This window comes from Bifidobacterium reuteri DSM 23975, assembly GCF_000741695.1.
Classification (GTDB): domain Bacteria; phylum Actinomycetota; class Actinomycetes; order Actinomycetales; family Bifidobacteriaceae; genus Bifidobacterium; species Bifidobacterium reuteri.
The window spans coordinates 102,317-125,888 of record NZ_JGZK01000001.1; the positions used below are offsets into that span (position 1 = coordinate 102,317).

Sequence of the window (23,572 nt, forward strand, 5' to 3'; positions counted from 1 at the left end):
AGGAGGCAAACCATGTTCTTTCTGCGAATGATCGCGCGGTCGTTCACGCGGCAGCTGCGCAGGCGTCTGCTCATCGCGCTGACCGTGTGCCTGTCGGCCACCGTGAGCGTCTCGATGCTGGGCGTCGTGTTCGACGTGGGCGACAAGCTCAACGCCGAGCTGTCCACCTACGGCTCGAACATCACCGTGCAGCCCAAGTCGGACGCCGTGGTATCGGACCTGTACAACACAGAAGGCGGCGACGGCGGCACGTCCGGCGGCTCGGCGTCCGCCAGTGACCCGACCTCCTTCCTCAAGGAATCGGACGCAGCCAAGATCAAGACCATTTTCTGGGCGTTCAACATCACGAACTTCGCGCCTGAGCTCAACCAGCACGTCACCGCCATCAACACCAAGCCGGTGACCCAAGGCGACGGCTGGGCGGTGAGCCTTGCCGACTACCCGACCCAGAAGAACACGCCCGTGGTGGGCACATGGTTCAACAAGAAGCTCACGCTGCCGTCCGGCGAGACCACGGTGGTGGGCGTCGAAGGCATGCGCTCATGGTGGAAGCTTGAGGGACGCTGGCCCAAAGACGACACCAAGGAGGCCCTGATCGGCAAGGATCTGGCCAAGTCGCTCGGCGTCAACGCGGGGCAGAGCCATGAGGATGAGGCCGCCGTGCAGGTCGGCGGCAAGGTCACGCTCACGCGCGGCGACAAGTCCGTCGATTTCAAGATCGTCGGCGTCTACGATTCCGGCGATGACGACAACAGCGCCATGTACGTCTCCTCCTCGCAGCTGCAGGAATTGGTCAGCCTGCCCGATTCGGTGAACAAGATCGAGGTCAAGGCGCTGACCACGCCGGAGAACGACCTCGCGCGTAAGGCCGCCAAGAACCCGGCCGCGCTCAGCCAGGACGAATGGGAGACGTGGTACTGCACCGCCTATCCGAGCTCCATCGCCTACCAGATCGAGGAGGTGATTCCGGGGGCGGTGGCCAAGCAGGTGCGGCAGGTGGCCGCGCTGCAGGGCAATGTGCTGCAGAAGACGCAGGCTGTGATGATTCTGATGACGGTATTGAGTCTGATTGCGGCGGCCGTGGCCGTGGCGAACCTGATGGTCGCCTCGATTGGCGAACGCTCCTCGGAACTGGCGCTGCTCAAGGCCATCGGTGCCACGGATGGCGCGGTATCCCGCCTGATGATGGCGGAGACGGCGGCGATTTCGCTGCTCGGCGCTCTGGTAGGCGCGGGACTCGGCTCCGCGGTGGCGCAGCTGATAGGTCACGTGGTCTTCGGCTCGGGCATCACGATGCGCCCGATGGTGTTCGTATTGGTGTTCGTGCTGCTCGCCGTGACAGTGCTGCTCGCCTCGGCCTCGTCCATTCGTTCGATTCTGAGCCTGAAGCCTGCGGAGGTGCTCCATGGCCGCTGAGTTGCACGGTGTTTTCGGCGGCGCCGGTTGCGCCGGTTATGTCGGTTGTGCCGGTTGTGCCGCCTCCTGGGTGCGGGAGGACGTTCCGACGTGGTCAGCCGGGGAATGCCGCGATTTCGCGATGTCATCCTCGGCTATGATCGCTTCCTCGCGTGAGACCGTCCTTTCGCTCTTCTTCGGAATCGTCGTCAACGTATGCAAGAAAGGAGACCGCCGATGACCAATACCGGCATGTTCTTCAGAATGCTGTTCAGCGCGGTGTTCCGCCGTCGTTCGCGCGCGGTGATGGCTGTGGTGGCCTCGCTGGTGGGCGCTGCCACACTGTTCTGCCTGGCGATGATCTGCATCGCCGTGCCGCAGCAGATGAACGAGGAGATGCGCGCGTATGGCGCGAACCTCATCGTGACGCCTGCCGCCTCCGGCACTGACGGCAAGGCCGGCATCGACTCGGCCATGGTCGCGCACACCACCGAAATGGTGGCTGCGAAAGGCTCCGAAAAGCACGCCTCCTATCGCTACGAGAATGTGCGCGTGAACGCAGCCCCTTACGTGATGGCCGGTATCGATGTCGCCGAGGTGAAGAATCTCAACCATCACTGGGTGGTGGACGGCGCATGGCCCTCGGCCGGCAAGGTGATGATCGGCCGCGACGTGGCCGACGCGATGGGCTTGGAAATCGGCGGGCGCATCACCATCGGCTATCGTGCCGCCGACAACGCCGGTTCCTCCACTTCTACTTCGGCTCCCTCTGCTGAGGGAGCTGGCGCAGCGGATGCTGCGACTGAGGGAGAGACCAGCACCGCCAACGGTTCGCAGAGCTCGTCCGCGAACGTCTCCTCCTCCCAGCCCACGCAGGACGGCCGCGTCTCCAGCGACATCATGGACACTTCCGGCACCGAGTTCCGCGTCGCCGGCATCGTGGACACGGGCGGCAGCGAGGACTCCATCATCTACGCCACCAACGATGACGTCGCCAAACTCACCGGCACCACTCGCGGTGTGGACGTCATCGAATACTCGGCCGGCACGGAAGACCTGAACGCCCTCGTAGCCAGCATCAACGACATGACCTCGATGCATGTCAAGGCCCAGCCGGTCACCAAGATCACCTCGTCCGATACGCGTATCATCACGATGCTGCAGACCCTGTTCTGGATCGTCTCGCTGGTGGTGCTGGCGCTGACCTTGGTGGGCGTGGGCACCACCATCAGCTCCATCGTCTCCCAGCGCCGCAATGAGATCGGTCTGCGCAAGGCGCTCGGTGCCAGCTCGTCGGCCATCGGCGCGGAATTCTACGTGGAATCGGCCATGTACGGCCTGATCGGCGGTCTTATCGGCACCGCGATCGGCTTCGGCCTGGCGCAATGGCTATGCGTGGCCGTGTTCCAGCGCTCCATCGGCTTCAACTGGTGGCTTGCCGCCGCATCCGTGGCGCTGTCCGCGCTGGTGGCGGTCGTCGCCTCGATCCCGCCCGTTCACCGCGCCACCCGCATCGACCCGGCCGTGGTGCTGCGCGAAGAATAACCCCCCATGCGCGGGCTCCCTCCTTTCTGCCTCTCTGAAGCGGAGGAGCGGAGGAGCGGCGCCTGCCAGAACGACTAGACTCATTAGCAATCAGGAGAACCATCATGGATATGCTGCTTGAACTCGACCATATCTCGAAGATCTACGGCGACCTGCATGCCGTGGATGACCTCAGTCTCACCGTGCCGCAGGGCGAATGGCTAGCCATCGTCGGCTCGTCCGGTTCCGGCAAGACCACGCTGATGAACATGATCGGCTGCATGGATACGCCGTCCAAAGGCTCGGTGAAGCTCGAAGGCCGCAAGCTGGAGGACCTCAACGCCTCGCAGCTTGCGGACGTGCGCAAGAACATGATCGGTCTGGTGTTCCAGAAGTTCTATCTGGTGCCGCATCTGACCGCCGTGGAGAATGTGATGGTGGCGCAGTACTACCATTCGGTCGTCGATGAGAAGCAGGCCCTTGAGGCGCTCGAAAAGGTGGGATTGAAGGATCGCGCCCATCATCTGCCCGGCCAGCTCTCCGGCGGCGAGCAGCAGCGTGTGTGCGTGGCCCGCGCGCTGATCAACGAGCCGAAGCTCATCCTGGCCGACGAGCCCACCGGCAATCTGGATGAGAAGAACGAGAAGATTGTGCTCGACCTGTTCCGCCAGCTGCACCAGCAGGGCACCACCATCATCGTGGTGACGCACGACGCGCTGGTCGCCGGCTGCGCCGAGCGCGAGATCATGCTCAACCACGGCGTGCTGGTGGGTGAGAAATGGAATGACGAGAAGGCCCGCGAGGCTTATGAGGCAGCCGGCGGCAAGCCTGCCTCCACCGGTGCGCAGGTCGAAGGCGCGCAGACCGGCGAAACCGCCATCGGATTCGCCGATCCCACCAAAGCCGCCAAAACCGGCGACTCGCTCAGCGAATAGCCTGGCGGATGCCGCCGTTACCCGGCCAGACCAAGCCGCAGCAAGTACATCGGGCGCCTTCTTTTGAGGGGAGCTAGTAGGGGCTGGTGACGAAGCTGATTGAGTGGGGCGGAATCGCGCCGCTTCCCGACCGGTCTCTGGCAGCAAACCAGGTTTCCCTCTCTGAGAGAAGCCGTTATGGGTTCCGCTCATGCGACGATATTTGGTTCCCTCTCCGAGGGGAGCTGTCATGCAGTGACCGAGGTGAGTCTCCGCATGACCTTGAATCAATAGGATTGAAATATGACCGACAAGAACACGTTGAAGAAAACAGCCACATTGGCCGCAGCGGGACTGGTGGTAACCGGTGCGCTGCTCGCCGGTTGCGGCGAATCCAAGGCCACCCCGATGGATGACCAGTATTCCGGCAATTCCGGCGAGACCCAGCAATCCCAGGAGGAGCAGCCGCAGTCAAGTGGGTCGGTTTCCGGCGATTCCGGCGATTCGGCCGACTCGAGCAATGGCTCGTCCTCGGATTCGTCGTCCACCACGTCCGACAAGAAGGACACCGGCAATTACAAGGACGGCGATTACTCCATCAATGGCCAGTACGGGCCGATTGGTGAGGATTCCATCGATGTGCATCTGACCATCAAGGACGGCAACGTCGAGAACGTCGAGATTGTGGGACATCCGTTCACCACAATCTCCAAGAACCATCAGAACGCTTTTGCCAAGGCCATCAATGGTGTGGTGGACGGCAAGCCGCTCAAGGATCTCAAGGTGGACAAGGTGGCAGGAGCCAGCTGGACGTCCGAAGCATTCAACAAGGCGCTTGAGATCGCCCGGCAGGAGGCCTCCATTCAGGAGTAGCCCCATCTCGCGGGGCAAATCCTCGGGTTGGTGGTGATTGTGCCCCGGTGGTATGTGCTCAGTGGGGCGTTTCCTTGGGTGGCTGGTGGGAATGCCCCGCTCAGGGGTGCTTAGCGGGGCGAAACCTCGGTTTGGTGGTGGTTATGCCCCGCTGAGGGGCGCTTAGCGGGGCGTTTCCTCGGGTGACTGGTGGGAATGCCCCGCTCAGGCGTGCTCAGTGGGGCAATGCATCGGTTTGGTGGTGGTTGTGCCTCACTGAGGCGCGCTTAGTGGGGCGTTTCCTCGGGTGGCTGGTGGGAATGCCCCGCTCAGGCGTGCTCAGTGGGGCAAATCCTCGGGTTGGTGGTGATTGTGCTCCACTGGTGCGTGTTCAGTGGGGCGATTCCTCGGTTTGGTGGTGGTTGTGCCTCACTGAGGCGTGTTCAGTGGGGCGTTTCCTCGGGTGGCTGGTGGGAATGCCCCGCTCAGGGCGCTTAGCGGGGCAATGCATCGGTTTGGTGGTGGTTGTGCCTCACTGAGGCGTGTTCAGTGGGGCGTTTCCTCGGGTGGCTGGTGGGAATGCCCCGCTCAGGGGTGCTCAGCGGGGCAATGCATCGGTTTGGTGGTGGTTATGCTCCACTGGTGCGTGTTCAGTGGGGCGAATCCTCGGGTGACTGGTGGGAATGCCCCACTGGGAAGCTCTTAGCGGGGCAAATCCTCGGGTGAGTAGTGGTATTGGCCCGCTGAAGTTGTCGTGGCGTGGCGATTCCACTATTGGACAGAAGATTGAGTGCGATCGGGCGGCGTCCGGTGCGATCGGGAGGTCACTTGAGCAGGGCGGGCCAGAGCAAGTCGGCCATACGGTCGGCCCATGAGGTTCCGGTGGCGTCTGATAATCCGCTCGCTGTGGTCATACCCATCCAGCTGTGGTCGCTCGTAGCGCTATCAGTACCGGTTGTAACATTGCTATCAGCGCCGCTGGCCATACCGCTAACCGCGCCGTGGGCCATACCGCCGTCCGTCGCGACAATATCCGTATCCGCGTCTGCGCCGGCTTCCGCACCGTCTGCGTCTGCGCCGGCTTCCGCACCGTCTGCACCTGCGCCTGCATCAGTACCTGCGTCTGCGCCGGCTTCCGCACCGTCTGCGTTTGCGACGTCGTCCGCGCCCGCATAGGCGCCTGCACCGTCTGCGCTGCCGGTGCCCATGATGGCTCATACGCCACCAGCGAGCCGATGATGGTGGACAGCAGTAGCCTCTCGTCGATGCCGGGGCGGAAGATGCCCTGTGCCACACCTTGGCCGATGAACGTCCGCACTTGCTTGAGCCACGGCGTGATCACCTGATCGACGATGTGATGGAAGAATTCCGCCTCGCTCGAGAGCACGATGCCCACATGCTTGACGTCGATGTTGTTGTCGCGCACCCAATCCACCAACCGCTGCAACAGTTGAGTGAAGTGCTCGCGCGTGGGGCTGGGCACCGGGCCAGCCTCGCCGCTGACCAGATACATCGCGCTGATGCTGCGCAGCAGTTCGTTGGAATTGTGGTACCGACGGTAGATGGTGGTCTTGGCCACACCTGAGCGCCGGGCCACCTCCTCGATGGTCACGCCGCTGATGCCGCGCTCCACCGCGATCTGCAACGTGGCGTGCATGAGCTTGCGGTCGGTGGCTTCGCGGCGACGTTCGGCGCGAGGCGCAACTGATGGCGCGGCCATCGGTATGACCGGTGACTTGGAGACCGGCTTCGCCGTTATGGCTGTGCCGGATATGGTTTTCATGACTTCTTCTTTCTTCATGGTGTCTTCATGATGTCGTGACGATGCGGATGATGACGTCAATTTCTGTACGTCCACTCGGCTCTGGCTGATGACTTCCCTTAGCCAGAGCCGCTGACAGCTCCCCTCAACGAGTGGAGCCAAGGGTAGCCGAGAATCTCGGCGTCAGCTCAGCACCTTCGTGCTCTCCACCTTGGCCACATACCACTGGTTGAACCGCACCAGCGGCTTGCGCAGCAGCAGGCCGAGCAACAGCAGCGGTGGCACGAACGCCAGCAGCATGCCGGCCGCCCTCCAATAGTCGAGATCGTAGATGCCGGCGATGGCGGCGCGCATCATCGTCACCGAATGGGTCAGCGGCAGGAACGGGCTGACCTTGGAGATGAAATCGGGCAGCACCTGCACCGGGTAGGCGGCGTTCGCGCCGGAGATCTGCACGATCAGCATGAGCACGCCAATCGCCTTGCCCACGTTGCCGAAGCTCACCACCGCCGTGTAGGTGAAGAACGAGAACACTAACGAGCTCAGCCAGCCGGAGAGCATGAACAGCAGCGGATGCACCGCCTGCACGTGCAGGAACAGCAGATCGCCGGTCAGCGACACCGTGGACTGCATGAGCGCAATGAGCGCGAACACGCCATAATGACCGAGGAACAGCTGATGCGGGCGCGGATTGCCCAGCGCCTCACGAGTTTTGCGCGAGACGGTGGTCTTCAACGTCACCACCATGAGCAGCGCGCCAACCCACAGCGGGATCAGCGTATAGAACGGCGCCATCGAGGAACCGAAGTTCTCCACCGGGAACACGGCCGTGCGCTTCAGCTGCACCGGAGCCGCAAGGGTGCTCGCCAGCGCCTCGGGGTCATTGCCCAGGACCTCCTTGACCATGCCCATATCGCCGCTGTTCAGTGCGTCCGCCAGTTTGCCGTTGAATGAGCTCAATTCATCGCCGGCGGCGCGCAGCTTGCCGGACACCCTGTCCAACGTGGTGCGCGCGTTGGTGAGCATGGTCTTCGCGTCGCTGGAAGTGCCTTCTACGTCGCTCAGTGAGGTCTTCAGCTGTGCCGCACCGGACTGGAGGATGCCCGAGGCTTCGGACGCGGACGAGGACAGGGATTCGATCTGCGGCTTCACGTTCGTGGCGAAGTCCGACTTCACGCCGGCGATGCTGCTTTTCGCCTGATCGGCGAGATCCTTGACCTGCTGGTGACGGTTCTGGACGTCGGCGTTGCTGTTGCGCACGTCGGTGGCCGCCGCGTTCAACGCATCCTTGAGCTTGGTCTGTCGCGCAATCGAACGATCCAGCGACTTGACCACGGCCGCATCCTCGCCGAGGATGCCGGCGAGCGTATTGCGGATCGACGTGTACTGGGTGATCTGGTCGGCGACCGCGGTGGCCTGCGCGTCAAGCTCATCGGCCACTGTGGTCGAACCGTTGTTCGCGTCCTGATAGAGGGCGTCGATGGAGTCGGACACCGCGCCGAAGCTGCTGGCGCTCGCGTCCAGCGCGTTGCCCATCGCGTCGGTGGTGGTGTTCAGCGCCCCGGCTACATCGGTGACGCCCTGTTTGGCGGTTTTCAGGTTCTTGCTGGCCGTGGACGCCGAACCCGAGGCCTGCTTGATCAGGCTGTTCGAGGTGTCCAGCAGGGTCTGTGCCGAATCGGTGAGCGTGCTGTAGGTGCCCAGCATGTCTGCGGTGCTGTCGAGCTGCGACGCGAAATCGGCGACATTCGCATTGAATGCGGTCAGTTGCTGCTTGGCTTCCGGTGTGGAGAGCTGATCCGCCAGCGACGAGGCGATCTCCAATCCGGCGGCGGTGATGGTCTGAGCGAATGTGGTGTTGATTTGCGATGCCACCTCGTCGGTGCCCTCGTTGAGCAGGTTCGGGGCCAACGCGTTCTTCTTCTCGTTGCGGTAGTAGGTCAGCTTGGCGTGCTGCACGTCATCGGAGAAGAACGTCATCATGTCTTCGCTGAATGACTCCGGAATCACGATGGCGGCATAGTACTTGCCGGATTTCGCGCCGTCGATGGCGTCGTCCTTGGAGGTGATCGTCCAGTCGAGCTGCGAATTGGCGCGCAGGGCGTTGACCACCTGGTCGCCGACGACGACCTTCATCGGAATCAAATCCGACTTATAGCCTGAGTCCGTGTTCGCCACCGCGAACTTCAGGTTCGACATGTTCGAGAACGGGTCCCAGCAGGCCGCCACGTTGAACCACGTGAACAGGCCGGGGATCATGGTCAGGCCGATCACGATGATGATGGAGACCACGTTGCTGGTCAGTCGTTTGACGTCTCCGGTGAAGAGCTTCCACATCGTGCTCATCGTGCGTGCCTTCCTTCCTTGTGCTGCGTGTTGTGCTGTGCGTCCTCGTGCGCGCCCGCAGCGGGCGCGTGAATAGCCGGAATCCTGACTGTGGGCGCGTCGCCGTTGCTTTCCGGAGAGGATGCGGCATGCCGTCCGTAGAGCATCGAGCGAATCGACTCGTCAGAGAGATTGCCGAGCTCGGTCTGCCGGCGGATCGAGTCGCGCATGTATTCCACGACCATCAGGAAGCCGATGATGATGAGCACCCAGGCGAGCCAGGTGGCCATCACCACGATCTTCTCGCCGGTGGTCAGGGAGAAGATGATGATCAGCGCCGCCGGCACAACGAATCCGGCGATCAGCGCGCCGGACAGTAGCTTCGGATACTGCTGGGTGAACTTGGCTGCGCGCCGCTCAATCGCATGCTTGTATTCGGTGCGATTCGCCAGCGCGGCAATCGCCTGGGTGACGCGGTATTCGTTGGTGGCGATATGCACGGGTTCGCCGATGATCATGTCGCTTTCCTCGATTTCGCGCGCGAACAGACGGTTCAGATTCGCCAGCCTCGGGCGTGCGACCAAGCCGAGTAGGAAGGCCAGGACGGCGAACATCAGCAGTTTGCCGATATAGCCGAACCATAGGCCGTCGTAGAAGCCGCCAATGGTCTCGCGCATCGCGTCGATCGAATAGGTGAACGGCAGCAGCGGATAGATGATGCGGAAGAACCGGGGCATCATCTCGATCGGATACAGACCGGAGGCGCCTGGCACCTGCAAGATCACCAGCGCCACGCAGACGCCCTTGCCCACATGCATGAACGTGGTGGACAGGGCGAACACCACCGACATGTATACCAACGAGGTAATAAGGCAGGTGAGCAGGAATACAGGGATGTTCTCGCACTGCATGCCGAGCACCAGATCGCCGATGCCGGTGACCAGACCTTGGCATGCGGCGAGCGTGGCCAACAGGAGGAACCGGCCCATATAGCCCTGCGTCGGGGTAAGTCCAGGGATGCCTTCGTCATCGGTCTCCACCTTGGGAATCACCACCAAAACGAACGCACCCACCCACAAGGCGAGGTTGGTGAACAGCGGGGCCATACCGGAGCCGTACGACGACACCGGATAGATGGTCTGCTCCTTGATCACCGTCGGGGACATCATGAAATCGGCGATTTTCGAGGAGTCCAGCGACCCGTCGCTGTCGAGCAGGGAGCCGAGCGACGTGGAGATGCTCATCGCCTTGATGTCGGTGGCAAGCGTATCCAGCTTGGTCTGCACATTGGCGAGCGCTTTATCGGTGTCGTCGAGCGCGGTTTTCGTGGAGGCGGCGGCCTTGTCCAGCTGGTCGAGGGCCTCTTTGGACTGGTCGATCAGCGTGCCCTGGTTGGTGATGTCGTTGGAGAGCGTGGCTGCGGTGGCGCTGATGGTGCTCAGTCCGCTGTTGAGCTGGGGGAGTGCGCCGGACACCAGGGTTTTGCGGGCGTCGTTCGTGGCGTTCAGCGTGGTCTGCGTGGCCGTGTTGAGATTGTTGGAGAGTCCGGCCGTATGCTGCGACGCGCTGCTGATGGTGGTGTTGAGGCTCTTGAGATTGCCCAGCGTGCCGGCGAGCTGGCCGTTGCGCTGTTCCAGTCGCTCGATGGCTGATTTCAACGGTTCCTGATTCGCGTTCGGCAGGCTTTTCAGCGTTTCCAGGATGGCCGCGTTGGCGTCGTTGATGTCTTCGGCGGTGTTCAGCATCCCGCCCACCTGCTGGTTGGCGGCGCTGATGGAGCCGGTCACCGTGCCGATGTTCTGATTCGTTTGGGAGACGGCTTGGCTCAGCAGGCTCGAGCCTTGGTCGAGCGCGCCCGAGGTGGAGGTGACGAAGCTGTTGACGCTGTTCTGTGTGCTGCCGATGAGCTTGGAGGTGCCGGCAAGGCCTTCGGCGGCGTCGATGCCGAGGGTGCGCGCGTCCTCCAGCGCTTGGCGCGCGGTGCGGGTCTTGGTGGGGGTCTGGTCGAGCTTGTCCTGCAGCTTGGCGATGGTGTCGCGCGTGTTCTGCACGTCGCCGGATGCCTCGTTCAGGGATGCGACGGTGTTGGCCTTCGTCTTGTCGCCTGTCGCGAGGGCTTTGTCGCCGGCTTTGTTGATGGTGTCGGTCAGGACTTTGGACACCGTGGAGACGAAGGTGGAGTTGACGGTGCGGTCGATGGTGGAGGCGCCCACGTCGGTGACTTTGGGGGCGATGGCGCTGGCCTTCTCGTTGACGTAGTACTCGAGGATGGGCTTGGTGTCGCCGCCGGTGACCACGCCGGCCAGGGCGTCGGAGAAGTTCTTCGGGATCACGATGGCGGCATACGCCTTGCCGGACTGCACCTGGTCCATCGCCTCGGCTTCGCTGAGGAACGTCCATCCGAGCTGGTCGTTGTTTTTCATCTGGTCGACGATCTGGTCGCCGAGGTTCTGCTTGCCGATCAGCGCGTTGTCGGTGCCGGCGTCGTTGTTGGCCACCGCCACCACGATGCCTTTGGTGTTGCCGTAAGGGTTCCAGAAGCCCACGATGTTGTACCACGAATACAACGGTGGGATGAACACCATGCCGAACAGGATCACCCAAGCGGTGGGTACCTTGAACAGGCGCATGAAGTCGCGCTTGAGGACTTTGAGAATATTGCCCATGCTACCCCCGGAGCTGTGTCTATTGGTATTCGCTACGTTTTCCGTAGCGCTACGCATTGGGTAGCGTAATACCGTGTCGGGAGATTTGGGAAGGTGGGTATGGGGGATTTGGCGGAATTGCGCTGGATTGCGGTGTAATAATCGTGCGTCGCTGCTCGATGTGTCTGATTATTAGGGTGTTGGGTTGTTGTTGGGGTGCGGCTTGGGGCGGTATGTGATGTGCCGTCCCGGATTTCTTGCGCTGACGCCGATTCAGCGCCAATAATCCGGGACGGGTGGGTTTGTTTCGGGAATTTGTTGCGCTGGGTGTCGCTGAGTGCAAGTATTTCCCGCCGGGTGGGTTTGTTTCGGGAATTTGTTGCGCTGAGTGTCACTGAGCGCAAGAAATTTGGGGTGAGTGGGGTTATCCCCCGGATTTCTTGCACTGGATGATGTCGGACGGTACTGGACGGTGCCGGTGTTGGGTGGTGTTGGGTGGTGTTGAACGGTGCGGACGGTACTGGACGGTGTTGGACGGTGTCGGGTAGATTTCAGCGCAAGAAATCCGGGGATCCGCCCGACACCGTGAAGTGGTAGTCATTGTCAGCTTTGGATGTTGCCGGTGCTGTCTGCGGAGTCGAACGAGCTGGAGGAATCGGCGGAACCGGAGTCGGATTCATTGGACTGTCCGCCTTGTCCGTTGCCGGGCATGCCTTGGAACTTGCCTCCTTGTCCATTGCCGTCAGACATCTGCATCTGCTGGCTCACGCCTTGGGAATGTCCTCCGGAAATCGCGCCGTAGGCCAATCCGCCGCCGAGGCCGCCGATCAGTCCGCAGCCCAGGCTGATGCCCGCGATAATGGCTATGGTCTTGCCGCCGAAGGACTTCAATGCCGAGCCTTGGCTGGTCGCCGACGCGTCCGCGAACCCGTGCGGAGCAGTGGTGCCAGATTGATTCCAGGTTTGCTGGGATTGAGCCCAAGATGCATTGCCGTCGGCGCCATATGGCTGCCGGGTGGCGCCAAACGTCTGTGCAGGGCCTTGCTGCGGGTTGACGCCGGGCGTCTGGCTGTTGTGGGGATTCTGGTACTGGTGGGTGTTCGCGGTCCAGTTGCCGTTGATCGGCTCGGTGGCTGCTGTGGCCTGTACATTCTGGTCTGTGCGATTGGCTCCAGTGTTCGGGTTGGTGTTGTTGCTGGTCATGATGATTCCTTAATCGATGAATGATTGAAGTTGGTTGATTGTGGGTGATTATGGACGATTACCGCCGGTGCGCTCGCGGATACGCGGGCCTGTCCTTGCGGGCCTTATGCCTGTGCGCTCGCGGATGCGTACCCTGTTTGCTATTGACTCCAGTACACTGCCTCGGGCATAAAGGGAACTGCGGTGGCCCGGTGGGGCCTCTGGAATGTGCGGAAAGGACGTCTGGAAGGTTGTTGGACGTTTCCTGAATGCGCAGGGCAGGGACTATTGCTGCCGGGGTTGAATCTCAGCGCTGATCGCCGACGTTGAGGACCCGCCATGTCACAATGGAAACCATTCGAGCGACGGCATAGGAGGGAATCATCATGTCTGATCGCACGCCTGAACAGTCCCATCGTAGGGAATCTTCCGCATCCAAAGAGGCTAGGGAATCGGCTCTCGAAGCCGACCTGGTAGCCGCCGAACTGGACGGTGCCGAACTGGATCTTGACGCCAAACGACTGCCGATTCTGGCTCGCGTCTATGGCGTGCTGGTGCTGCTCGACGGGCTGGCCACCCTGCCGATTGTGGTATTCGCCACGTGGTACTCCGTGCATGAGATTATGACGGGCCATGTGCAGGTGGACGCGATGAGCCTGACGTTCGTGCTGTCCGCGCTTCACGCGGTGGTACTGATCGGCAACGCCATAGCATTGATGATTTTCGGCGTACTGCTCGTACTCAACCGCCGCCGGTACGCCGCCCGCTGGGCGTATGTGCTGATGCCGCTCACCTTGGCGGATGGCATGCTGTCCCTCGCGCTTCAGGGCTTGGGGTGGAATGTGGTGTTGCCGGCCATCCAGATGGTGATCCTTATCGTAATCTCCGTGACCGCCGATCCGGGGCTGCGCGAGGAGCGTCGGTTGCAGCGCGCGCTGAGGCGCATGGATGAGCGCGATGACTATGAATCCGCGGTCGCCGCAGGCATGCTCGGTCGCGACCAGTCCGGCAAGGGCTATATTGCGTTGGACTTCTTCAACATCTTCTGGCTGTTCACCATCGCCTCGATTGGCGGCCTCGCCATCGAGACCATCTACCATCTGGCGCTGTACCACGGGGAGCTGCAGGATCGCGCGGGGCTCTTGTGGGGCCCGTTCTCGCCGATTTACGGCTGCGGTGCGGTGCTGGTGACCGTGTGCCTGAACCGCTTGTGGAAGGCGAATCCGTTCCTGATCTTCTGCGCGTCGGCGGTGATCGGCGGTGCGTTCGAATACGCCACCAGCTGGTTCATGGAAGTGGCGTTCGGTATCACGGCCTGGGATTACACCGGACAATGGCTGTCCATCGACGGCCGCACCTCCGGCAAGTATATGTTCTTCTGGGGGCTGATCGGTGTCGTCTGGGTGCGCTGGCTGCTGCCGCGCATGCTGGCGCTCATCAATCGCATCCCTTGGAAAGTGCGGTATTCGCTGACCGCAGTGTGTGCGGTGCTGATGGTGGTGGATATCGTGTTCACGCTGATGGCTCTGGACTGCTGGTACGGGCGCATGTCCGGGAATGTGCCGGATTCGCCCGCCGCGGTATGGTTCAGCGAGCATTACGGCAACGACTACATGGCCGAACGATTCCAGACCATGCACATCGACCCGTCCAAGGCCGGCCGCATGTAGCGGGTCGCGTATCTGGATATCTGGGTATCGCTGGAGGCTGGAGCGTATGAAGACCCTCGATTGTCGCCAATATGCGGGGAGCGTAAGACGGGCCGTGCAACGTGTCGGACTGAACGATAAACTGGCAGTGTTTGAACGAAATCCGGGCCTCTGTATCGGAGGCGTCGGCGGGCGGACGTATCCGTGATGCGCACTGATGCATCGCGGACATATTCAGCCGCCGATCATCGGGGCGCCCGCTGGCGTTCCACGGTCAAGAAAGGCAAGGCATATGGCCGAAGCTACTGCAAATATCGGTGTCATCGGACTGGCTGCGATGGGCTCTAACCTGGCTCGTAACCTGGCACATCACGGCAACACCGTGGCGCTGTTCAATCGCCACTACTCCCGTACCGAAAAGCTGATGGACGAGCACGGCACCGAAGGCAACTTCGTGCCGGCCAAGACGCTGGAGGAGTTCGCGGCCTCGCTGAAGCGTCCGCGCACCGCCATCATCATGGTCAAGGCCGGTGCTCCGACCGACGCCGTGATCGAGCAGCTCGAGGAAGTGTTCGAGCCGGGCGACATCATCGTGGACGGCGGCAACTCTTTCTTCAAGGACACCATCAAGCGTGAGAAGGAAGTGCGCGCCAAGGGCTTCCACTTCGTGGGCTGCGGCGTATCCGGCGGTGAGGAGGGCGCGCTCAACGGCCCGTCCCTGATGCCCGGCGGCACCGCGGAATCCTGGAAGACCCTGGGCCCGATCCTCGAATCCATCGCCGCCAAGGTCAACGGTGAGCCGTGCGTGACCCACATCGGTACCGATGGCGCCGGCCACTTCGTCAAGATGGTGCACAACGGCATCGAGTACGCCGACATGCAGGTCATCGGCGAGGCCTACGACATTCTGCGCCGCGGCTTGGGCATGGATGCCGAGGAGATCGGCGACGTGTTCGAGGAGTGGAACAAGGGCGATCTGGACTCCTACCTCATCGAGATCACCGCCGAGATCCTGCACCACAAGGATGCCGAGACCGGCAAGCCGTTCGTGGACGTGGTCGTGGATCACGCCGGCATGAAGGGCACCGGCACCTGGACAGTGCAGACCGGTCTGGAGTTCGGCTCTCCGGTGGCTGCGATCGGCGAAGCGGTGTTCGCCCGCGCGCTGTCGAGCCACGGCGAGCTGCGTGAGGCCGCCCAGCGCGAGGGCCTGGCCGGTCCGAACAAGACCATCGATCTGGCTGGCGAGGACCGTGCGGCGTTCGTCGAGGACGTGCGCAAGGCGCTGTTCGCCTCCAAGGTGGTGGCCTACGCGCAGGGCCTCAACGAGATTCAGGATGGTGCCAAGGAGTACGGCTGGGATATCAACCTGTCCGAAGTGGCCCGCATCTGGCGTGGTGGCTGCATCATCCGCGCCCAGTTCCTGCTCGACCGCATCACTGAGGCGTTCAAGGGCGATAACCCGCCGGCCTCTCTGCTGTTCGATCCGTACTTCGAGAAGATCATCGGCGAATCCCAGGATGCATGGCGTCGCGTGATTGTTCGCGCTATCGAGGCGGGCATTCCGACCCCGGTGTTCTCCAGCTCCCTGGCCTACTACGACGGTCTGCGCTCCAAGCGCCTGCCCACCGCCCTGACCCAGTCCCAGCGCGACCTCTTCGGCGCCCACACCTACGGCCGCGTCGACAAGCCCGGCGTTTTCCACACGCTCTGGGCCGAGCCGGGCAAGCCTGAAGAGCAGCAGAGCTGATCTTCAGGCTTGAGGAGAGCCCTGTGGGCTCTCCGGCCGGCTCGGTGGTTGGCGGCTATGCCGTCAAACCCAGTATTGAGTCTCGCTCGTAGAGCGAGTCCGTAATTGCTGTTCGAAGAAGGCCAGGAAGCCGGGGCCGTCCAGCCTTCTTCGGTGCGAGGCGGTTTACCGCCGAGCAAGATGGAACTTGGAGCCTGAAGAGCAGCGGAGCTGATCGTCCGGCTTGAGGACAGTCCGGTGGGCTCTCCGGCCGGTAGTCAAACGGAGCGAATCTAATACCTGTGACGGAAGTTCGTTGGCTGTGTTTTCGGCTCCCCTTGTCAGGGGAGCTGGCCCGCGAAGCGGGACTGAGGGGTAGTTATAACGCCAACAAATCTCCGATGCAAGATGTTAGGGACTTTATGGGCTCCCGGCCTTCTTCGTGCTGGGTGGTTTGCCGCCGAGCCAGCTGAGTCTTGCTGTGAACGGGTCGAAACATAAGCTTTTGTTGATTGGGGTTTATGTTTCGACCCGTTTTGGGTATCTGATTCGGGTCGAAACATAATGTGTTGGCGTAGATGACTTATGTTTCGACCCGTTTCGTTGTCCCGGAATCGTGGAGTGGCCCGAATCGTGCTACAGGGACACGAGAGCTTGTCCCTGAAACCAAAAACCGTCTGAATCCTGCTACAGGGACACGAAAGCCTGTCCCGGAGGCCAAGAAACCGTCCGAATCGTGCTACGGGGACACGAAAGCCTGTCCCGGAGGCCAAGAAACCGTCCGAATCGTGCTACAGGGACGTGAAAATCTGTCCCTGAATCCGTAATGCGCTGTTTTTCGCTTACAGGGACAAGCTCCGTATAGGGGATTTGGTGCTGTGCGTGGGCTGGTTGCGAAAAATGGCGGAATTTCGCGGTTTTGTGCAATCTTGGATTTGTCCCGGTAGTGGTGTCGATCGTTTGACGGGTGTTCCGGGACAACAGTCCTGTCCCGGAATCGCGGAACTGGCCGAATCGCGCTACAGGGACACGAAAACTTGTCTCTGAAACCAAGAAATCATCTGAATCGCGCTACCGGGACAGAAAAACTTGTCTCGGTAGCGGTTTCGATCGTTTGACGGGTGTTCCGGGACAACAGTCCTGTCCCGGAATCGCAAAACTGGCCGAATCCCGCTACAGGGACACGAAAACCTGTCTCTGAAACCAAGAAACCGTCTGAATCGCGCTACCGGGACAGAAAAACTTGTCTCGGTAGCGGTGTTGATCGTCCGACGGGTGTTCCGGGACAACAATCCTGTCCCGGAATCGCAAAACTGGCCGAAATGAGCTACCGGGACACGAAGAACTGTTCCGGATAGGAGCCGGCCGATACTGCGCACAACGCACGCCAAGCGTGCCAGTCTCCCACAATCACTCCAAATGACTGCTGCGGTAATGCAATGGCGAATCCCCGTATCTGCGTTGGAACGCATGGGAGAAACTGCGCACGCTGGGAAACCCTGCATCCCGGGCGATGGAAGACAGGCTGCGCACGTTCTGATACATCAGTTGCTGGTATGCATCTTCAAGTCGCAAACCGGTCAGGTACTCCTTGAAGCTAATGCCGGTGCCGTCTTTGAACAAACGGCAGAAATGCTCCCGGCTGTACCCGAAATGCTGAGCCAGATCGTCTGCGGTGATGTATTCGGTGTGGTGTGATTCCAGATACCCGATTATTGGTTGGATTACATTCCGTCCGTTTCTGGTGATCGGCTGTTTTCGTGGTCCGACCACGAATCGCCGGTAAGTCATATACAGCATCTCATACAGCAGCGCATTGATATGCATCGGGGTTTCCGGTCCGAGCCGATTCGTCGCATCCAGCATCTCTGCGCACAATTCCGCCATCTGCTTTCGGTCCTCATCGGTCGCACTTGGCGCATCAGGACTTAGCAGAAAGCGTTCGGCGAATTCGTAGACCTGTTTCACACGCTCGCCATCGTAGCTGACGGAGAGAATCAGCGGTGGTTTGCCATTCCTGTTTTCCGTGACAAAACTATGCACGGCATAGGGGCTGCTGATGCACAACTTGCCTGGAAACAATGGCTCCACACGTTCATCCACGGTCACTGTTCCGGACCCCTCGACGACGTAGTTGATCTCCAAGCCGGAATGCCAATGAGCCGGAACAATCTCACGCTCATGATGCACCAGAATCAGCGCGATGTATTTGGAAGAGTACATGGCCTGCTCGCAGAAATCCTTATCCAGCGTAGGGCCGTACACATTGTAGAACTCGTTGGCCATGGTTCTTCCTTCCGTGCGCCTATGCAGGGTCTATGCAGGGTCTATGCAGAGTCTCGTCTCCGGATTCCTATGGTGTCACATTCAGCAAGCCGGCCGATCCGCGATTATCCAACTTCATCACAGAACGCTGGTGACGACGTCACAAAACAGCATACTCAGCCTATCCCGCCCATTTATCGTGGAAAACGACGACGACGTCAGCCAAGAGAAAGGAAAAGCAATGTCGCAAGCAACACCATCCGCTGCGCAAGCAACGGAGCAGACGCTCGATCCAGCGGCCAAACGGCGCATCATCATCGTATGCCTATGTGCTGCGGTGGGAGGATTCCTGTTCGGATACGATACCTCCGTCATCAACGGCGCGGTCGATTCCATCGCCGGAACCACATCCGGTTTCGGTCTGAGCAGCGGTATGAGCGGTTTTTCCGTCTCGTGCGCTCTGCTTGGATGTGTAATCGGCGCTTGGTTCACCAGCCAGATCGCCGATCGTCTCGGCCGCGTGCCCACGATTCTCATCGCCGCGATTCTGTTCATCGTCAGCTCGATCTTCTCGGCCATCGCACCTGGCATCTGGGTGTTCATCATCTTCCGTTTCATCGGCGGTCTGGGCGTCGGTCTCGCCTCTGTAATCGGACCGGCCTATATCGCGGAGATTGCACCTTCGCAGATGCGCGGCTTCCTCGGCAGTTTCCAGCAGCTGGCCATCGCACTCGGCATCCTCGCCTCGGTCATTGTCAACGCTGTATTCGCCGGCGCATCCGGCGGCGCTGACGAAACGTTCTGGTTCGGTATGAGCACATGGCGGTGGATGCTGTTGTCCATGCTGCTGCCGGCTGTCATCATGCTCATCGTGTCGTTCAAGCTGCCGGAATCGCCACGATTCCTGGTGATGAAGGGCAAGGACGACAAGGCCGCTGAAATCCTCGAGCATATCGTTGGTGAAGCCGATCCGCGCGCCAAGGTCGCCGAGATCCGTCGCACGGTGCAGAGCGAGCACATCGCCCGCCTCTCCGACCTCAAGGGCCGTACCTTCGGTCTGAAAAAGGTCGTCTGGATTGCGATGGGCATCGCGATTCTACAGCAGTTGTGCGGCGTGAACATCATCCTGTACTACGATTCCAGCCTGTGGAAGTCTGTCGGCTTCAGTGAGCAGGCCGCATTGAACATCAGCGTGTACCGCACCATCGCCGCCGTGGTGGTCACCGTCATTTCCATGTTCATCGTCGATAAGATCGGTCGTCGCAACCTGCTCAAGTGGGGCTCCATCGGCATGACTGTCTTTCTGGCCGTCGCCAGTCTTGGCTTCTATCAGGCCACCGTCACCGATGCGGGCATCTCCCTGCCGGGCGCTTGGGGCCCGATTACGCTGACCGCCGTCTATGCCTTCTACCTGACGTTCTGCCTGACGTGGGGCCCTGCCATGTGGGTGGTCATCGGCGAGATCTTCCCGAACGACATCCGCGCGCTTGGTGTGGCGGTCGCCACTGCCGTCAACTGGATCGGCAACTTCCTGGTCTCCAATACTTTCCCGTCTCTTAAGGGTATGGTCGGTATCGGCAATATCTATGCGATCTACGCGGTGTTCGCTTTGCTCGGATTGATCTTCGTGGTCAAGGCTCTGCCGGAGACCGCCGGCGTGAAGCTAGAAGATATGAAGGCGGAATGATTATGAGTGGCATGATTGACAAAGACATAAACCGCATACGCCAATGGACCCCAGTGGATGAGGACCTCGACGGCATCGACGCCAACGTGCGTGAGGTCGCCGTGCAGACCCGTAAGAATTTCGGGTTCGGGGTTGATTACACGCGCTGCGAGGTATGGTCTGACCCGGAAGGCGTGGATGTGTACGCCGATGTGCCGTATCTGCCGGACGGCAATGGTTCTACCGCTCAGGGCAAGGCACATTGTCTGGATGTGTATCTGCCACATGACGCGCGGCTTCGTGGCGGTTGTTCGCTGCCGGTGATTGTGGATATCCACGGCGGTGGATTCGTGTACGGGTACAAGGATCTGAACCGGAATTTTGGCACGAATCTCGCAGCTCAGGGATTTGTCGTATTCTCTTTGGGATACCGTCTGGCACCTACTGTCGATTTCGTCGGACAGCTTGCGGACGTACTGCAGGGGCTGAACTGGGTGAAGAATCATCTGGCCGACTATCCTGCCGATCCGGATGCCATCTTCATCGCTGGTGATTCCGCTGGCGCGACTTTGGCCGAATACGCGATCTCTGTCTTGAAGAGCAGTGAGATGGCCAACGCCTTCGGATTCGGGGGTGGTACGGATGTGCCGGTTCCTGATATCGATCCGAAGGGCGCGGTGTTCTTCTCCGGTCTGTTCGATGTGGATGGTCTGGTGCATTACGAGGGCGACACGTCGATTCTGCCGTACCTTGATGCCATGGGTGGCACGTTCTTCGACAGTACCGTGGAACGAGTGCCTGCCGATATGCTTACCGCACGCGGGCTGGCAGCTTCAGGACTGATGCCGCCGACATTGCTGACGACCAGCTCCGATGATTTCCTGGAGCATGAGAGCCTGTTCTTCGCCGGACATCTGCGCCGCAACGGTGTGGTGTGCGAAATCTATGATTTAGTGCCGGAGAAAGGTCTGACTCTTGGACATATCTTCCCCGTAGGCCAAACCTGGTTGCCGGAGAGCCTGTCCGTATTGCAGGAAATTAAGCGGTTCGTATACGGATTGATTCCGCCTCATTTCCATACCACGACATGATTCGCTAAGGTTTGACCGAGCTAGTGCGGTACCGCATCGAGACGATGCTGAGTCCCGCTGTAAACGGGTCGAAACATAAGCTTTCGTTGATTGGGGTTTATGTTTCGACCCGTTTTGGGTATCTGATTCGGGTCGAAACATAATGTGCTGGCGTAGAAAACTTATGTTTCGACCCGTTACGCTGTCCCGGAATTGCGGAATGGTCCGAATCCTGCTACCGGGACATGAAAACCTGTCTCTGAAACCAAGAAATCATCTGAATCGCGCTACCGGGACAGATAATCTTGTCCCGGTAGACGAATCGATCGTTTGACAGGTGTTCCGGGACAACAGTCGTGTCCCGGAGACCAAGAAACCGGCCGAATCGCGCTACGGGGACACGAAAGCCTGTCTCTGAATCCGTAATGCGCTGTTTTTCGCTTACTGGGACAAGCTCCGTATAGGGTGCTTTAGTTGTGTGCGTGGGCTGGTTGCGAAAAATGGCGGAATTCCGCGGTTTTGTGCAATACTGGATTTGTCCCGGTAGCGGTGTTGATCGTTTGACAGGTGTTCCGGGACGACAGTCCTGTCCCGGAATCGCAAAACCGTCCGAATCTCGCTACAGGGACACGAAAACCTGTCTCTGAAACCAAGAAATCATCTGAATCGCGCTACCGGGACAGAAAGACTTGTCTCGGTAGTGGTGCCGATCGTTTGACGGGTGTTCCGGGACAACAGTCCTGTCCCGGAATCGCGGAACTGGCCGAAATGAGCTTCCGGGACACGAAAACCTGTCCCGGTAGTCGATATCAATCGATTGATTGCCTTTCCGCGACAGACAATGTGCCCCGGAAACTAAAGAAACACCCAATTCACCGGCATGTCATGGGATGCGACGTATAGACGCTGAGCCGATTGAGGCCGCCCGCGTCGTTCGTGTCGGTAGCGTCGAAAACGGCGGTGTCGCCGGACCATTGCAATGACCAATCGGCGTCCTCGATGATGTCGTAGTCGACGTTTTCGTCGTAATACCAGCCATTGCCTGTATTGCGTAACACCCAGCTGCCTGGATCGTGTATCCAGAACGTACCGCCCGAGGAGCGCATGCCGCTGTCATCTGTCGAAGTGATCACCATGCAGCCGTCCGGACTTGCCGGCGTCAGCATATGCCACCGCACGGCGATTCCGAACGACATCAGCAAGGTCATTGGAATCTGCCACAGCACTACAGCAACCACCGTTACGGCAACCAATTTCCGCCAGACGCCGGCTATCGGATGCCTGCCGGCGGCGCGTAGCACTATCAGCGTGGCGATCCACCCGACAATCTCCGCCGCCAGCAGCAACAGCATCACGGTTTCATATTGGATGACGATGCCACCGTCGAACACCCCGAGGAATAGCGGCGGCAGGGTGCAGGCATGCTCCAGACACCCGAACCGCAGGTATGCGACCAGCACCGCCACATGCACGACCGTGAGCGTCGCCGTGCACGCTGGCGCAAAACGACAGGCATATTTCATTGGCGTCTCTTTCTGCTGCTTTCTGCAGACTGTAGTTTTGCAGAAAGCAGCAGTCGATGTCTGTGCAGTCGATAGCGGTGACGATTACACAGCCGATGTCTACACCAGCGCGGCAATATTGCGGCAATCTGGAGATGCGTTCTGCCTCTGACCGCTGCCCGGCATCGCGCTGCCAACCGACTACAGCTTCGTCACGGTCTCGTCGGTGGAGAACCAGACGAATTCGTCCACGCCGCCGGCGAACGACGACGGGTACTCCGGATCGCCGGTCAATCCGTCGCCTTTCGCCGAAGGCGCAGCGAACACGTGCGCCAGGGAATCGGCCTTCCCCGCACCGGCCGAGAAGAACCAGGTGTGACGGGAACGGGCGATCAGCGGCGCGGTGAGCGATACGCGCAGCGGCGGCATCTTGGGGGAGTGGCTCACCCCGACCGTCAGACGGTCACGCACCAGCACCTCATGGTGCCCAGAGGATGCCGGGAACAGCGACGCGTAATGACCGTCCGGTCCCATACCCAGAATCATCAGGTCGATGACCGGCTCGGGGCCGAGTTCAGCAATCAGCTCGGACTCATAGGAGCGGGCGGCGGCGTCCAGCAACGCGGCGTTCGCGGTATCTGCGGCCTTGCGCGCGGTCTCGTCGTCGCCGGCTGCGGCAGCAGTAGCCGCAGCGATTTCCTCGACTGAACGCACATCAGCCGGCATCTCATGGATATTGGATTCCGGCAGTTTGCCCTCAGCTACCAGCTGATCCAGCAGCAGCTGCCGAGCGGCCACAGCGTTGCGATCCGCGCTGTCGGCCGGCACGAAGCGCTCATCGCTGAACCAGAAATGCACACGCGACCAGTCGATTGAAGCCGCCAGTGGGTCGGAAAGCACCAATCCCAGCGGTTTCGCGGCCGAGCCGCCGGACAACGCCACGTCTACGCGCGCCCGCCGCCCGCCGCCGGGCAGACGCTCGACGAGCAGGTCGAGCAGCGTCAGTACCAAGCGCTGCGCACCGGCCTGAATCATCAGATCGCTATTCGGATAGACGATGAGTCTGCGGTTTGCCATGTGATGCTCCTTAGC

14 protein-coding genes and 1 pseudogene are annotated in these 23,572 nt (G+C 60.6%); 8 read left to right on the plus strand and 7 right to left on the minus strand.

Features of this window, described 5'->3' with window-relative positions:
- The first annotated feature begins 12 nt into the window (after positions 1 to 12).
- The 4 genes from BREU_RS00340 to BREU_RS00360 all read left to right on the plus strand — a co-directional run bounded on the left by BREU_RS00340 (position 13) and on the right by BREU_RS00360 (position 4,706).
- On the plus strand, positions 13 to 1,416 hold the full coding sequence (locus BREU_RS00340; protein ID WP_044089820.1) for an ABC transporter permease: 1,404 nt from the start codon (positions 13 to 15) through the stop codon (positions 1,414 to 1,416).
- A gap of 216 nt (positions 1,417 to 1,632) precedes the next feature.
- A complete protein-coding gene (locus BREU_RS00350; RefSeq protein WP_044089822.1) occupies positions 1,633 to 2,940 on the plus strand; it encodes an ABC transporter permease in 1,308 nt (435 codons plus the stop codon).
- 110 nt (positions 2,941 to 3,050) lie between these two features.
- The gene (locus BREU_RS00355) at positions 3,051 to 3,854 is read left to right on the plus strand and encodes an ABC transporter ATP-binding protein (protein ID WP_044089837.1); all 804 of its coding nucleotides are present in this window, start codon (positions 3,051 to 3,053) and stop codon (positions 3,852 to 3,854) included.
- A gap of 282 nt (positions 3,855 to 4,136) precedes the next feature.
- A complete protein-coding gene (locus BREU_RS00360) occupies positions 4,137 to 4,706 on the plus strand; it encodes an FMN-binding protein (protein ID WP_044089823.1) in 570 nt (189 codons plus the stop codon).
- Between the two features lie 1,192 nt (positions 4,707 to 5,898).
- On the opposite strand, the pseudogene BREU_RS00365 reads toward BREU_RS00360, so the two are convergent.
- The 4 genes and pseudogenes from BREU_RS00365 to BREU_RS11130 all read right to left on the minus strand — a co-directional run.
- Positions 5,899 to 6,342, minus strand: a pseudogene (locus tag BREU_RS00365) (TetR/AcrR family transcriptional regulator); the annotation flags it as partial.
- A 288-nt stretch (positions 6,343 to 6,630) separates the two neighbouring features.
- The gene (locus BREU_RS00370; protein WP_044089310.1) at positions 6,631 to 8,793 is read right to left on the minus strand and encodes a YhgE/Pip domain-containing protein; all 2,163 of its coding nucleotides are present in this window, start codon (positions 8,791 to 8,793) and stop codon (positions 6,631 to 6,633) included.
- Positions 8,790 to 11,438 (minus strand): YhgE/Pip domain-containing protein, encoded by a 2,649-nt coding sequence (locus tag BREU_RS00375; RefSeq protein WP_081886454.1) that lies wholly within the window; start codon positions 11,436 to 11,438, stop codon positions 8,790 to 8,792. The genes BREU_RS00370 and BREU_RS00375 overlap by 4 nt, the downstream gene beginning before the upstream one ends.
- Before the next feature lie 582 nt (positions 11,439 to 12,020).
- Complete coding sequence (locus tag BREU_RS11130) at positions 12,021 to 12,620, minus strand: hypothetical protein (RefSeq protein ID WP_052381964.1); 600 nt, start codon at positions 12,618 to 12,620, stop codon at positions 12,021 to 12,023.
- 365 nt (positions 12,621 to 12,985) lie between these two features.
- On the opposite strand from BREU_RS11130, the gene BREU_RS00385 reads away from it, so the two are divergent.
- Both BREU_RS00385 and gndA read left to right on the plus strand, forming a co-directional pair.
- Positions 12,986 to 14,269 carry a putative ABC transporter permease gene (locus BREU_RS00385; RefSeq protein WP_044089311.1) on the plus strand — a complete coding sequence of 428 codons (1,284 nt, stop codon included), beginning with the start codon at positions 12,986 to 12,988 and terminating at the stop codon, positions 14,267 to 14,269.
- Between the two features lie 271 nt (positions 14,270 to 14,540).
- A complete protein-coding gene (gndA, locus tag BREU_RS00390; RefSeq protein WP_044089313.1) occupies positions 14,541 to 15,998 on the plus strand; it encodes an NADP-dependent phosphogluconate dehydrogenase in 1,458 nt (485 codons plus the stop codon).
- Positions 15,999 to 17,387: 1,389 nt separating this feature from the next.
- Here gndA and BREU_RS11135 read toward each other — a convergent pair.
- Positions 17,388 to 18,263 (minus strand): AraC family transcriptional regulator, encoded by an 876-nt coding sequence (locus BREU_RS11135; RefSeq protein WP_052381965.1) that lies wholly within the window; start codon positions 18,261 to 18,263, stop codon positions 17,388 to 17,390.
- Between the two features lie 43 nt (positions 18,264 to 18,306).
- Here BREU_RS11135 and BREU_RS00400 point away from each other — a divergent pair, with 43 nt between their 5' ends.
- Both BREU_RS00400 and BREU_RS00405 read left to right on the plus strand, forming a co-directional pair.
- Positions 18,307 to 19,929: a sugar porter family MFS transporter gene (locus BREU_RS00400; protein ID WP_081886455.1), complete on the plus strand. Its 1,623-nt coding sequence runs from the start codon at positions 18,307 to 18,309 to the stop codon at positions 19,927 to 19,929.
- Between the two features lie 2 nt (positions 19,930 to 19,931).
- Positions 19,932 to 20,999 carry an alpha/beta hydrolase gene (locus BREU_RS00405; RefSeq protein WP_052381966.1) on the plus strand — a complete coding sequence of 356 codons (1,068 nt, stop codon included), beginning with the start codon at positions 19,932 to 19,934 and terminating at the stop codon, positions 20,997 to 20,999.
- A gap of 851 nt (positions 21,000 to 21,850) precedes the next feature.
- Here BREU_RS00405 and BREU_RS00410 read toward each other — a convergent pair.
- Both BREU_RS00410 and pgl read right to left on the minus strand, forming a co-directional pair.
- A complete protein-coding gene (locus BREU_RS00410; protein WP_044089316.1) occupies positions 21,851 to 22,501 on the minus strand; it encodes a hypothetical protein in 651 nt (216 codons plus the stop codon).
- A gap of 180 nt (positions 22,502 to 22,681) precedes the next feature.
- The gene (pgl, locus tag BREU_RS00415; protein ID WP_044089317.1) at positions 22,682 to 23,557 is read right to left on the minus strand and encodes a 6-phosphogluconolactonase; all 876 of its coding nucleotides are present in this window, start codon (positions 23,555 to 23,557) and stop codon (positions 22,682 to 22,684) included.
- Between the last annotated feature and the right edge of the window lie 15 nt (positions 23,558 to 23,572).